The following is a 13,444-nucleotide window of genomic DNA, read 5'->3' on the forward strand; positions in this document are numbered from 1 at the left end:
TGCAGGTAAATAGTCCGGTAAGGGCAGGATTGCTCCCGCCCCAACGGGTTTTATTTCTTCTCGTTCAGTGCGCGAATGCGTGAAGAGAGCGAGAACAGGCGGATAAAGCCGCCCGCGTGGCTGTGGTCATAGACTTCATCTTCGCCAAACGTCGCAAACTCTTCAGAGTAAAGGCTGTTAGCAGACTTCTTCTGGATCGCAGTGACCTGGCCTTTATAGAGCTGGAGCACAACTTCGCCGTTCACTTCTTCCGCCAGTGATTCGGCAGCGGCCTGAATGGATTTCCGCAGCGGAGCGAACCAGCGTCCGTCATAAACCACGTAGGACATTTCATGGCCCAGCTGCTCGCGCCACTTAAAGCTATCCCGATCCAGGACCAGTTGCTCTACCGCCCGCAGCGCATTGACCATAATGGTGCCGCCGGGAGTTTCGTAGCAGCCGCGGGATTTAATCCCTACCAGACGGTTTTCCACAATATCGATACGGCCCACGCCATGCTTCGCGCCCAGCACATTCAGTTTTTCCAGACACTGATACGGGCTTAGCGCTACACCATTCACCGCTACCACACGTCCTTTCTCAACGGAGACAGTCACCTGCTCAGGCTGATCCGGTGCTTCCAGCGGATCGACGGTCCAGACCCAGCAATCTTTGTTTGGCGCATTCCATGGGCTTTCCAGCACGCCGCCTTCGGTAGAGATATGCCAGGCGTTTTCATCGCGGCTGTAGATCTTTTCCAGCGATGCGGTAGTTGGAATGTTGCGCTCTTTCAGGTAGTCGAGCAGCGCTTCACGCGAGCGCAGGTTCCATTCACGCCACGGCGCGACGACCTTCAGCTGCGGTGCCAGCGCGGTATAAGTAGTCTCGAAACGCACCTGATCGTTACCTTTACCGGTCGCACCGTGGCACAGCGCATCCGCACCAACCTTAAGCGCCAGCTCAACCTGCGCTTTGGCAATAATCGGACGGGCCATTGAGGTGCCCAGCAGATAGGTCCCTTCATACAGCGCGCCGGTTTGCAGCACGGGATAGACATAATCGCTGATGAACTCTTCACGCAGATCCACAACGTGGCATTCGGAAGCGCCGGACTGCAGGGCTTTCTGCTCAACGCCTTCAAGATCGCCACGCTCCTGACCAATGTCAGCGACAAAAGCGACCACTTCACAGCCGCCGTAGTTCTCTTTCAGCCAGGGAATAATCGCGGAGGTATCCAGACCGCCAGAGTAAGCCAGAACGATTTTTTTGATGTTTTTATCTTGCATTGTCATTTCCTTGAACCGGTTAAGCGAGGATCCGGGTGCCAATCGACACGCCGTTAAAAAGGGTTGGCAGCTGTTCAGCATGGCGCCAGCTGGCGATATCGACCGGGCGGCCTAAGGTGCGGGCTGCATCAAGCGCGGCGTTCACCTTCACGATCATACCGTCAGTGATGATGCCCTGAGCGATAAGTTGTTCCGCCTTCTCCGCGGTCATTTCAGCGATACGCTGGCCTTTACCGTCCAGAATACCGCTGACATCGGAGAGCAGTACCAGATCGGCACCCAGCGTTGAGGCGAGCGCGGTAGCGGCCTGATCAGCATTGACGTTCATCAACTGACCATCTTCAGTGATGCCGATCGAGCTGATCACCGGCAGATAGCCTGCATCCAGCAATGTGTTAATCAGTCTGGGATTGCCCGGCGTCGCCTGTCCCACATGACCCAGTTCGTCATCAAACGCCGCCACGTTGACGCTACCACCGTCGCCGAGGCAGAGGCCCACGGCATCAATGCCATGTTTTTTCGACCAGGCCAGCAGCGTTTTATTTGCCGTGCCAGCCAGTGCGCCGGTGATGATGTCGATCTGATCGGCCGGGGTGACGCGCAGGCCGTTTTTCTTTTTCACGGGCAGCTCAAGCTTCTTCATCAGCTCGTCGACCAGACAGCCGCCGCCGTGCACGATCAGGAGCGGACGCTGATGCGTTTCGCGCCAGGAGACCAACGCGGTAAAAAGTTTTTCCAGTGCTTCTTCGCTGTCGAGCAGCACACCGCCAAGTTTGATAATTAAGGGAGTCATTGTTCGCTCGCTGATTCAGATAAGAGACTGCGTTTCCGGAAAACCGAAACGAATATTCAGGCACTGTACGGCCTGTGACGAAGCGCCTTTCAGCAGGTTATCTTCTGCGGACACCACGATGACATGCTCGCCCTGCACGGCGAAGCCGATATCACAGAACGGCAGGCCAGCCACGCCTTTGATGGACGGCACACCTTTTTCGTAAAGGCGCACCAGCGGCTTATCGTGATAGGCGTTATGGAAAGCTTCAGCCACATCATCCTGCGTCACGCCCGCATTAAGGCGGCAGGTGGTGGTGGCCAGGATACCGCGAGGGAAATTGCCCAGATGCGGGGTGAAAACTACCGGAACGCCCAGATGCGTGGTGATTTCAGGATGATGGCGATGCCCAAAAATGCCGTAAGGCTGCAGGCTGACTTCGCAAAAGCTGGTATTCACCGAAGCTTTCCGCCCTGCACCGCTCACACCGCTGGTTGCATTGATGACCGGCCACTGCGCGCCGTTCAGCAGTCCCGCTTCCAGCAGAGGTTTCAGCGCCAGCTGCGCCGCCGTGGGATAACATCCCGGAACGGCAACAAGCTGCGCTTCTTTGATGCGGGCGTGCTGCCACTCTGCCAGTCCATAAACGGCTTTATCCAGCCAGTCCTGATGCTGATGCGTAAAGCCGTAGTAGTCGCTGTAAAAGCCCGTATCGTTAACCCGAAAGGCGCCAGAAAGATCGAAAACGACGCAGCCCGCCGCCAGGAACTGAGGGGCAAGATCGTGACTGACTTCATGGGCAGTCGCCAGGAACACCACATCCAGGTTTTCGGTAAAATCTGCCACGCTGCTCAGCGGCTGCAGCGGCATATCCAGGATGCCTTTAAGCTGAGGATGAAGCGCGGAGAGTAATTTTCCTGCGTCAGGACTTTGCGCTGAAACCGCTAATGCGGTTATGTTCACCTCTGGGTGACGATTCAGGTAAGTCGCAAGTTCCACGCCAGCATAGCCACTGGCCCCAACAATCAGCGTATTCAACATCAGACTGACCACCTTTATTCGGTCACAAGATTCCGGGTTGCAGCGGTTAACCGCTGTGCTCCCACGCTTTCGGCGCTGGAATTTGGCATAATTACCGGTTTCCATTCCCACGCCATTAATGTATTTTTATTCACTAATAGTGCATGAATATTGATACTATCCTAACGCAAGGACTGTCAACAGTGAAGATAAAATTACCGCCTTTTATCGAGATTTACCGTGAGTTGATCGCCACACCGTCAATCAGTGCGACCGATGCCGCCCTCGATCAGAGCAATGAAACTTTAATCAATTTGCTGGCGGGCTGGTTCCGCGATTTAGGCTTCAGCGTTGAGGTACAGCCGGTACCGGGCACGCGGCATAAATTCAATATGCTGGCGAAAACGGGCAGCGGCGCGGGCGGACTGCTGTTGGCCGGTCATACCGACACCGTGCCTTTTGATGATGGCCGCTGGAGTCGCGATCCCTTCACCCTGACCGAGCATGACAACAAGCTCTATGGTCTCGGTACCGCCGATATGAAAGGCTTCTTCGCTTTTATTCTCGATACGCTGCGTGACGTGGACGTCACGACCCTTAAAAAACCGCTCTATATTCTGGCGACGGCTGATGAAGAAACGACGATGGCGGGGGCGAAATTTTTCTCTGAAACCACCTCGATTCGCCCCGACTGCGCCATTATTGGTGAACCGACTTCCCTGAAACCGGTGCGGGCGCACAAAGGACACCTCTCTCATGCCATCCGCATTCAGGGCCAGTCCGGCCACTCCAGCGATCCGGCACGCGGCGTCAATGCCATTGAGCTGATGCATGAATCGATCACTGAGCTGATGGCCCTGCGCAACACGCTGAAGAGACGCTATCACCATGATGGCTTCGCCATTCCTTATCCGACCATGAACTTTGGGCATATCATCGGCGGCGATGCGCCCAACCGTATCTGCGCCTGTTGTGAGCTGCATATGGATATCCGCCCGCTGCCAGGCCTGACGCTGAGCGAACTTGACGGACTGCTGAATGAAGCGCTGGCCCCGGTCAGTGAACGCTGGCCGGGTCGTCTGACGGTAAGCGAACTGCATCCGCCGATCCCGGGATATGAATGTCCCCGCGAGCATCAGCTGGTACAGGTCGTTGAGAAACTGCTGGGCACGGAAACCGAAGTGGTCAATTACTGTACCGAAGCGCCGTTTATCCAGACGCTCTGCCCGACGCTGGTGCTTGGCCCAGGCTCAATTAACCAGGCACATCAGCCGGACGAATATCTTGATACCGCGTTTATCCAGCCCACGCGTGATTTAATCGCTCAGGTTGTCCGCCATTTCTGCTATGAGGAAACCGCGCTGGAAAGCTAGTTGCCGTTTCGGCGTTCTCCGGGGCATTTGACTGTTAAAACAGACTATTGCCCCGGCATTATTCCGAGTTTGCTGATAAGAATAACTTATCGCGCTTCGTTGTAATTAAATTTCATAATTTCCCGACATTTAGCGACAGCAGGCGGCAAATTTAAGTCATTTGACGAATGGAAACGAACGTGGCTAGATAAAAGGCAAGGTTATGCCGGCGACGGTGAAATAAAGTGACAAAAACAAGAAGGGTGTCAGGGGTCATATGAACGAACAATATTCCGCAATGCGAAGTAATGTCAGTATGCTCGGCAAACTGCTCGGGGATACAATCAAGGATGCGCTTGGAGAGAACATCCTGGATCGGGTAGAAACCATCCGTAAGCTCTCAAAGTCATCACGTGCGGGAAATGACGCCCACCGTAAAGAATTGCTCTCAACGCTGCAAAATCTTTCCAATGATGAACTGCTGCCCGTGGCGCGCGCCTTTAGTCAGTTTCTTAATCTGACCAACGTTGCCGAGCAGTATCACACCATTTCGCCGAAAGGGGACGTTGCCAAACACCCGGAAATTCTGGCCAACGTTTTTGACCGCCTGAAACAGCAGCCTGACCTCTCCGAAGCGGCGATCCGCAGCGCTATTGAATCGCTGTCGCTGGAGCTGGTGCTGACCGCTCACCCGACTGAAATCACCCGCCGCACCCTGATCCATAAACTGGTCGAGGTTAACAGCTGCCTGAAGCAGCTCGATCATAACGATCTGTCAGACTATGACCGTGCGCAGATTATGCGCCGTCTGCGTCAGCTGGTGGCGCAGGCCTGGCATACCGATGAGATCCGTAAATATCGTCCCTCGCCGATCGATGAAGCCAAATGGGGCTTTGCCGTGGTTGAAAACAGCCTGTGGGAAGGCGTACCCAGCTTTCTCCGTGAGCTGAACCAGCAGGTTGAAGCCTCTTTTGGCGTCAAGCTTCCGGTCGATTTTGTGCCCGTCCAGTTTACCTCATGGATGGGGGGCGACCGCGACGGCAACCCGAACGTCACCGCAGACATTACCCGCCATGTCCTGCAACTGAGCCGCTGGAAGGCGACCGATCTGTTCCTGCGTGATATCGCCGTGCTGGTGTCCGAGCTGTCGATGTCTGAATGCACGCCGGAAGTGCGCGAGCTGTGTGGCAATCCGGAAGCGCTGGAGCCTTACCGCGAGATTATGAAAAATCTTCGCGGTCAGCTGTTAAGCACCCAGGCGTATCTGGAACGCCGGCTGAAAGGGGAACGTCTGCCACGTCCGGCGAATCTGCTTATCTCCAACGATCAGCTGTGGGATCCGCTTTATGCCTGCTATCAGTCGCTGCAGGCCTGCGGTATGGGCATTATTGCCAACGGCCAGCTCCTGGATACGCTGCGCCGCGTGAAGTGCTTTGGCGTACCGCTGGTGCGGATTGATATCCGACAGGAGAGCACCCGTCATACCGAGGCGATTGCCGAAATCACCCGTTATCTCGGGCTGGGAGATTACGAAAGCTGGTCAGAAGCGGACAAGCAGGCTTTCCTGATCCGCGAACTCAACTCCAAGCGGCCGCTGCTGCCGCGGCAGTGGGAGCCGAGCGCCGACACGCTGGAAGTGCTGGAAACCTGCCGTGTTGCGGCGGAAGTACCAAAAGGCTCTATTGCGGCATACGTTATCTCAATGGCTAAAACGCCGTCTGACGTGCTGGCCGTTCACCTGCTGCTGAAGGAAGCGGGCATCACCTTCGCGCTACCGGTCGCACCGCTGTTTGAAACGCTCGATGATTTGAATAACGCTAACGATGTGATGAGTCAGTTGCTGAACATCGACTGGTATCGCGGCTTTATCCAGGGCAAGCAGATGGTCATGATCGGTTATTCCGATTCGGCAAAAGATGCGGGCGTTATGGCCGCCAGCTGGGCGCAGTATCAGGCTCAGGATGCGCTGATTAAAACCTGTGAAAAAGCTGGCATTGCCCTGACGCTGTTTCATGGTCGCGGCGGCACCATTGGACGCGGCGGCGCGCCTGCCCAGGCAGCCCTGCTTTCCCAGCCGCCAGGCAGCCTGAAAGGGGGTCTGCGCGTGACCGAACAGGGCGAAATGATCCGCTTTAAGTACGGTCTGCCGGAAGTGACCATCAGCAGCCTTTCGCTCTATACCGGCGCTATTCTGGAAGCCAACCTGCTGCCGCCGCCGGAGCCGGAAGCGAAATGGCGCGATATTATGGATCAGCTTTCCGCCGATTCCTGCAAGATGTATCGCGGCTATGTGCGTGAAAACGCCGACTTCGTGCCTTACTTTCGTTCAGCAACGCCAGAGCAGGAACTCGGTAAACTACCTCTGGGCTCACGTCCGGCCAAGCGTCGCCCGACCGGCGGCGTGGAATCGCTGCGCGCCATTCCGTGGATTTTTGCCTGGACGCAAAACCGCCTGATGCTGCCCGCCTGGCTGGGGGCTGGTGCCGCGCTGCAAAGCGCGATGGAAGCAGGCCATCAGGATCAGCTGGAAGCGATGTGCCGTGACTGGCCGTTTTTCTCAACTCGTCTGGGCATGTTGGAAATGGTCTTTTCGAAAGCTGACCTGTGGCTGGCCGAATATTACGATCAGCGTCTGGTTGAACCGGCATTGTGGCCGCTGGGTAAACAGCTGCGCGAGCAGCTGGACAGCGACATCAAAGCCGTCCTGACGATTGCCAATGATGCTCATCTGATGGCCGATCAGCCCTGGATTGCGGAGTCAATTGCGCTGCGCAACGTCTACACCGATCCGCTCAACGTGCTTCAGGCGGAGCTGTTGCACCGCTCACGCCAGCAGGAAGCGCAAGGCAATGAACCCGATGCCCGCGTTGAACAGGCGCTGATGGTGACGATTGCCGGTGTGGCAGCGGGGATGCGTAATACAGGCTGATGGCAGGGCGTTTTTGTCTGAATGGCAGAAGCGCCCGCCGCTCTCCAGGCTGGCTCCGGATCCGTAGCAGCCTGGCCTTAAAAAAGTGGGTTCACAGACAGCAAAAAGCCATCCTGTTAAACAGGATGGCTTTTTATGGCATAACGTCAGGCGGCAGCAATGCTGGCGGGACGTACGCCCAGCGTATGACAGATGGCATAGCTCATCTCGGCGCGGTTAAGCGTGTAAAAATGGAAGTCTTTTACACCTTCCCGGCTGAGGATTTTTACCATATCCATCGCCACGTTGGCCCCGACCATTTTACGGGTTTCGGGATCGTCATCCAGCCCGGCAAACATGCTGGTCATCCAGCCCGGGACGCGCACGTTAGTCAGGGCAGCGAAGCGCTGAAGCTGTTTAAAGTTAGAAACTGGCAGAATGCCCGGTACGATCTCCACATCGATGCCGGTCGCCACACAACGATCGCGAAAGCGCAGGTAGCTTTCCACATCAAAGAAAAACTGGGTAATGGCGCGACTGGCACCCGCATCAATTTTACGCTTCAGGTTAATCAAATCGGCCTGCGCGCTTTTGGCCTCCGGATGCACTTCAGGATAAGCCGCTACGGAGATATCAAAATCCCCCACCTCTTTCAGCAGGCCCACCAGATCGGCTCCATACATTTCAGGTTTACCACTGCCCGGCGGCAGATCGCCGCGCAGTGCGACAATATGACGGATACCGTTGTTCCAGTAGTCCTGAGCGATAGCACGCAGCTCGTCCCGGCTGGCATCAACGCAGGTCAGATGCGGTGCCGCTTCGAGGCCGGTACGATCCTTGATGCCTTTAATAATGCTGTGCGTACGGTCACGCTCGCCGGAGTTCGCCCCGTAAGTGACGGAAACGAATTTGGGTTTCAGGCTGCTTAAGCGATCGATAGAGCTCCACAGGGTCTGTTCCATTTCACTGGTGCGCGGCGGGAAAAACTCAAAAGAGACGTTAATTCGCCCGCTAATTTCAGCCAGACTCTGGTTCAGCGCTTCACGCTGATTGGCGTGGAAAAAACTCATACCTGCTTACCTCATCGCTCGCGGCTTGTCGAAGAACACCTTATTGAACATCCATACGTTTAGACGTCCAGACACTCAAAATGACCTGAATCGCTTATATTGTCAACAGCGGCGATTGTTGCCGGGCGTGATTTTTTTTCAGGGTGCGATGAATATTTTTCTTCTGCTTAAGAAGCAAGGAAGACGCGATGGTCAGCGCAGTTAACAGCGCTCACGCTCTTTCCCTGAGAAACCAGAGGGTAATGTGACAAAACGCCCTCCTGAGCTGCTGATGAGGGAGATTAATTACAGGCTGTGGTGTAGCGAGTTAAGCGTGGTGTGCTGGTGAGGGCATTTCCGGAAAAAAGCCCGGTGACATGGGATTATTTCACGATTTGAGCAACTAAAATAAGGCCAGCCAGAATTCGCCATCGATTACAAATCATTCGCCCTGGCAAACGGTCTGACAATGCGTGAGCTGTTAGAAAACGCTTTCGCTGAGTATAAAAAGAACCACGGTTGAAGATGTGACCGGACACAACAGCAAGACGTCCGCACAATCGCGGGCGCCTTTACACTGATTTACTTTTAAACATCAGTGTACTTTATATTACCGTCGAGATAATGCCAGGTTATTTTTTCATATCGAAATTCTACAACCTCCATATGGTTAAATTCTTCCTTTGCAATATCTTTTACATCAAAAATTACTGGCATAACATTAACGACACGAGCATTTTCAAGTAACGTATTAAAATATTCCTCCTCATAACCAGCATCATTAATACGGTAATATTTTAACTCAACACTTTTCAATGTCTCGCCAGTGGTTAATGCTTTATAAAGATACGCCGATGAAAAATCTAATTCTTTTTCTATGAGAAAGGGAAGGTGATTTCTGTTTCCTGTGATTTTTCCGCTAAAGTTATTAGTCGGCATACTGACGCTATGGTGTAACCCTAAAACTTCTACGCTGTGTTCTCTTCCACTAACATCAACACTACCTTTAATAATATTACCGCCATCATCATACATAAACATATAAACTGGAATCGCCATATCAATTTCCCTCTATAAACCCATCAGATTTCCCGATGGTATTAACCATCGTATCGATGCAATCCTTGCTGTTGGCAACCTTATAAAGTTTCTGGATTGAATCAACTATATATTTATTATAGTCCCGTTCGGTAATACTATAGAATGGCAGGCTACATACGCGCTGAGTGCTTAACGGTGGAGCATCATCATTCAATACAGCAAGTACTCCCGCTGGGTTATGAGGAATAGCTTTTGCAACAGCAGCCGTAAGTGTTTCTGCCGATGCAGCATCGCTCTCAGGGGCTAACAGAGCGGCTACGGCAAGCCAATTATTTTCGCCACCACTTATCTTGCTTAAAACAAACCCCCATTCAGATTCATCATCTTTGAATAGTTCAGAGATGACCATCTTAGCACCAACGGTTTTTATTCTGTTGGTTAACTGTTCTGGGTTTATTGGTGTTATAGCTATTGTTTTGAACGAAATAAAAAACAGCAATATATAGGTGGTTATTTTAATCATCTTACCACCAGTATTGTGTCACCACTATTTAAAACATGTTGCCTGTTGCTTACACCATCGATAATAATGCATCCGTCTGATGCGGTTCTTTCCCCATTTCTTTTCCCCCCATGTATCCTGAATAAACTTCGTCCAAATGTATTTGTTCCAAGAATTGGATCGAGAATAATAGTTACCGGTGTAATCGTATCATGAGATCCTGATATCCTATAATAACCTTTAGGTATCGGACCGTGACCACGTACAGACTCCATTGCAGGGTTGTTAATTCCCGCCCCATTTCCGCTATATCCTTTTTGGAAAAGTTGCCCATTGTGTCTTAATTCGCCTGTGCTTTGGTCATATTCCCATGTCATAATTTAACTCCCTGTTAAAAAACGAATAGCATCCTTAGTATCTATTTTACATTTTATCAAATCAACAAATTTGCAAGATACCTTAATTGAGATCAAGATCTGGTTAATCTGGGGACTCCTCCCCTCCTGGGTTCGCCCCCTGCGAGCGGGGACAGGCTAGCTCTGAATGTTCTCGCCGTTGCGTGAAAAGCAAAAACCCCGCAGAGGCGGGGAACAATAGTAGTAGACATTACCCTCACGCAAAACGAACGATTTAGCCCCGCTGGCGTGGGAAGAGGGGTTTGACGCTCAAAGGAATGGTTTCACACGTTAAAAATATTTTTTCTTATAAATCAAAACACTATATACAGTAAAAAACGGACCTAAAGTACCGTCTGATGAATCGAAAAACGGCACTTAGTACCCATGCCTGGCTGTTAATCGATTTTTAGACAGCTTTTCTCGCTTAAGGTAAGTTTCCGTTCGACTGAGCATCAACCCCCTAACCGTAAAAAGCAGGATGCCCAGGCAGAAATAAAGCGTTATAAGATCTGAAACGACGTTACCCACGGCCTGCACTCCTGGTGCCTTGGGACTTTACGGAGGGCGCCTCATCGGCCTTATCCTGCCCTGGGTTTATTGTTCCTTCGGCACCTTACGGATGATGCTTATCCTCAGGTTTTATCCTGAACCAGGCGCCCGGAGACTGCGGATCTTACGCATCCCCGACGGACGCTTACGTCTTTCTGCTAAAGCAGCTGCGCCAGCCGGTTGAGATCGGACTGAATGGCGCCTGCGGTCACGTCCCGCCCGGCGCCTGGCCCGCGGATCACCAGTGGGTTATCGCGGTACCAGCGGCTCTCAATGGCAAAGACATTATCGCAAGGCAGTAATGCCGCCAGCGGATGATCCTCTCTGACGGCCTCAACGCCAACACGGGCTTTGCCATTCGCATCAAACCGCGCCACATAGCGCAGCACCAGGCCCATCTCGCAGGCCGCCTCAAAACGCTGCTGCATCTGCTCATTCAGCGCGTCGCCGTTTTCAAAGAAATGATCGACAGATTCGCTCTCACAGCCTTTCGGCACCAGTGACTCGACGCGAACCTGATCGGGTTCGATATCGTAGCCAGCTTCACGGGCAAGGATCACCAGCTTACGCATCACATCCTGGCCGGAGAGGTCAACGCGTGGATCCGGCTCCGTCAGACCCTGCTGCCAGGCCTGATCGACCAGTTCGGTAAAAGGAACCGTGCCGTCATATTGCAGGAACAGCCAGGAGAGCGTGCCGGAGAAAATACCGCTGATGGAAAGGATGCTGTCGCCGCTCTCGCGCAGGTCACGCACCGTATAGTTGACCGGTAATCCCGCGCCTACGGTGGCGTTATAGAGCCAGTGTCGTCCCGTCTTGGCAAAAGCGTCACGGATTTGCCGGTAGCGGTCGCTGCTGGACGCGCCTGCAACCTTGTTGGCGCTGATGACGTGGAACCCGTGGCTGGCGAAGTCAAGATACTGCCCGGCAAGCGGTTCGCTGGCGGTCACGTCAAGCACTACCAGGTCATCAAACGGATGCGCGCGCATCCACAGAAAGAGCGACTCCTCATCCTGCTCCACCGCTTCATCTTCAAAGAAAGCCAGCGCACGGCTCGCGTCTAATCCGTCATAACTTAACAGGCTGCGGCGGCTGTCCACCACGCCCGCCAGGATGAATTCGAAGCCGGTCCGCGCCGACAGCGTTTCCTGCTCGCGGCCAAACAGTTCAAGCCAGCGGGAACCGATGTTCCCTTTGCCAAACAGCACCAGCCCTACCTGTTTCTCAGCCCGGAACAGCGACTGATGCAGGCCACGAATCAGATGCTCAGTTGGGCCAACGCGCAGCACCGCCACCAGGCTGATCCCTTCTTCAGACTGCCAGATAAACTCAACGGGCTGATCTTTCAGCTGCTGCCAGAAGCGATGACTGTGCAGCGGGTTACGGCAGACGCCTGCTCCCACCAGCGCCACCATCGCCATACCTTCGCGTAGCTGAAGCTTGCCGGGAAGTGCGGCGCTCTGAAGTAACTCAAGCGCGCTGTTAACCACTTCCGTGGTATAGCAAAGCTGGAGAAGATTGCGGTCAGGATGTATACCGATCGCCAGCGGACGAAGCTGCGCACGCCTGAGCAGATGATCGGCCTCTTTATATTGTGCGGCGAAGTCATGCTGTGGCGAAACCTGAAATTCAATCAGGCAGACATCGTCATGGCTGGTGACGATGCGTGCGCCGGTGCCGGAGGCCAGTACGCGCTCGATGCGGGTCGAGCCCTGCTCCGGCTGATAGCTACAGCGCAATTGCAGATCGATATCGCTGCCGGAAACGGGCTGTAGCGTGCGCGTATGCAGCACCGGCGCCGCAAGACGCGCCAGTTCGCTGGCTTCATCCAGCCGCAGCAGCGGCAGCAGGCAGGCATCTTTCACCTTCCGGGGATCGGCGCTGTACACACCGGCAACGTCACTCCAGATGGTCACTCGCGACGCTCCGGCCAGCGCGCCTATCTGCGTGGCCGAATAGTCGCTGCCGTTACGGCCCAGCAGGACGGTTTCGCCCGCCTCATTACGGGAGATAAAGCCGGTGATCACCAGTCGCTCGCCAGGATGCTGCGCCATCAGCTCTTGCAGCAAAGGCCAGGATTTCCCCTCATCAACCTGAGGCTGGGCGGCGCGCTCGGCGCGCAGGAAATCCCGCGCATCCAGCCAGCAAGCTTTCATATCGCGTAGATTCAGTACCGCAGCCATCAGCCGGGCAGACCAGATTTCCCCATGGCCCACGACTTCCGCGTAGACCGCTTCGGTTATCTTGCCGTCCAGCAGCGTGGCGAGTCTTTCAAGGTCGTGGATAAATTCGGTAATCAGTACGTCAGCCTGGTCAGCCGGCAACAGACCGCCGATCAGCTCGCTCTGGTAACGACGCAGCGCCTGCTGCACCTGATGGGCCGACAGACGGTCGCTCTGGCTCAGCTTCAGCCAGTTAATCAGCTGATTGGTGGTGCTTCCGGCGGCGGAAACCACCATCACATCTCCCGGCAAGCCGTACTCCGCCATAATGCCGGCGACGCGCTGATAACATTTAGCATCGGCGAGACTGCTACCGCCAAATTTATGCAGCTGACGTGTGCCCGCTGCCACTGCTGACTGACTCAT

Annotated in this window: 10 protein-coding genes; 2 read left to right on the plus strand and 8 right to left on the minus strand. The window is 54.1% G+C overall.

Going from position 1 to position 13,444, the window contains the following annotated elements; genetic code table 11:
• Nucleotides 1–50: 50 nt before the first annotated feature.
• The 3 genes from EA20_RS0107010 to argC are packed head-to-tail and all read right to left on the minus strand — an operon-like array spanning nucleotide 51 to nucleotide 3,078.
• Complete coding sequence (locus EA20_RS0107010) at nucleotides 51–1,265, minus strand: argininosuccinate synthase (RefSeq protein ID WP_024966143.1); 1,215 nt, start codon at nucleotides 1,263–1,265, stop codon at nucleotides 51–53.
• A 19-nt stretch (nucleotides 1,266–1,284) separates the two neighbouring features.
• A complete protein-coding gene (gene argB / locus EA20_RS0107015; RefSeq protein WP_024966144.1) occupies nucleotides 1,285–2,058 on the minus strand; it encodes an acetylglutamate kinase in 774 nt (257 codons plus the stop codon).
• Between the two features lie 15 nt (nucleotides 2,059–2,073).
• Entirely contained in the window at nucleotides 2,074–3,078 is a 1,005-nt protein-coding gene (gene argC, locus EA20_RS0107020; RefSeq protein ID WP_024966145.1) for an N-acetyl-gamma-glutamyl-phosphate reductase, read from the minus strand.
• Nucleotides 3,079–3,260: 182 nt separating this feature from the next.
• On the opposite strand from argC, the gene argE reads away from it, so the two are divergent.
• Entirely contained in the window at nucleotides 3,261–4,430 is a 1,170-nt protein-coding gene (gene argE / locus EA20_RS0107025; protein ID WP_024966146.1) for an acetylornithine deacetylase, read from the plus strand.
• Nucleotides 4,431–4,686: 256 nt separating this feature from the next.
• Entirely contained in the window at nucleotides 4,687–7,338 is a 2,652-nt protein-coding gene (ppc, locus tag EA20_RS0107030) for a phosphoenolpyruvate carboxylase (protein ID WP_024966147.1), read from the plus strand.
• A 146-nt stretch (nucleotides 7,339–7,484) separates the two neighbouring features.
• Here ppc and metF read toward each other — a convergent pair whose 3' ends face one another.
• The 5 genes from metF to EA20_RS0107055 all read right to left on the minus strand — a co-directional run bounded on the left by metF (nucleotide 7,485) and on the right by EA20_RS0107055 (nucleotide 13,444).
• The gene (gene metF / locus EA20_RS0107035; protein WP_024966148.1) at nucleotides 7,485–8,387 is read right to left on the minus strand and encodes a methylenetetrahydrofolate reductase; all 903 of its coding nucleotides are present in this window, start codon (nucleotides 8,385–8,387) and stop codon (nucleotides 7,485–7,487) included.
• 567 nt (nucleotides 8,388–8,954) lie between these two features.
• A complete protein-coding gene (tssD, locus tag EA20_RS0107040) occupies nucleotides 8,955–9,425 on the minus strand; it encodes a type VI secretion system tube protein TssD (RefSeq protein WP_024966149.1) in 471 nt (156 codons plus the stop codon).
• Nucleotide 9,426: 1 nt separating this feature from the next.
• Nucleotides 9,427–9,930 (minus strand): hypothetical protein, encoded by a 504-nt coding sequence (locus EA20_RS0107045; RefSeq protein ID WP_024966150.1) that lies wholly within the window; start codon nucleotides 9,928–9,930, stop codon nucleotides 9,427–9,429.
• Nucleotides 9,927–10,286: a tlde1 domain-containing protein gene (locus EA20_RS20140; RefSeq protein WP_071995388.1), complete on the minus strand. Its 360-nt coding sequence runs from the start codon at nucleotides 10,284–10,286 to the stop codon at nucleotides 9,927–9,929. The genes EA20_RS0107045 and EA20_RS20140 overlap by 4 nt, the downstream gene beginning before the upstream one ends.
• Before the next feature lie 728 nt (nucleotides 10,287–11,014).
• Nucleotides 11,015–13,444 (minus strand): bifunctional aspartate kinase/homoserine dehydrogenase II, encoded by a 2,430-nt coding sequence (locus EA20_RS0107055; protein WP_024966151.1) that lies wholly within the window; start codon nucleotides 13,442–13,444, stop codon nucleotides 11,015–11,017.

Origin of the sequence: Pantoea sp. IMH (assembly GCF_000599885.1) — a bacterium.
Taxonomy (GTDB): domain Bacteria; phylum Pseudomonadota; class Gammaproteobacteria; order Enterobacterales; family Enterobacteriaceae; genus Erwinia.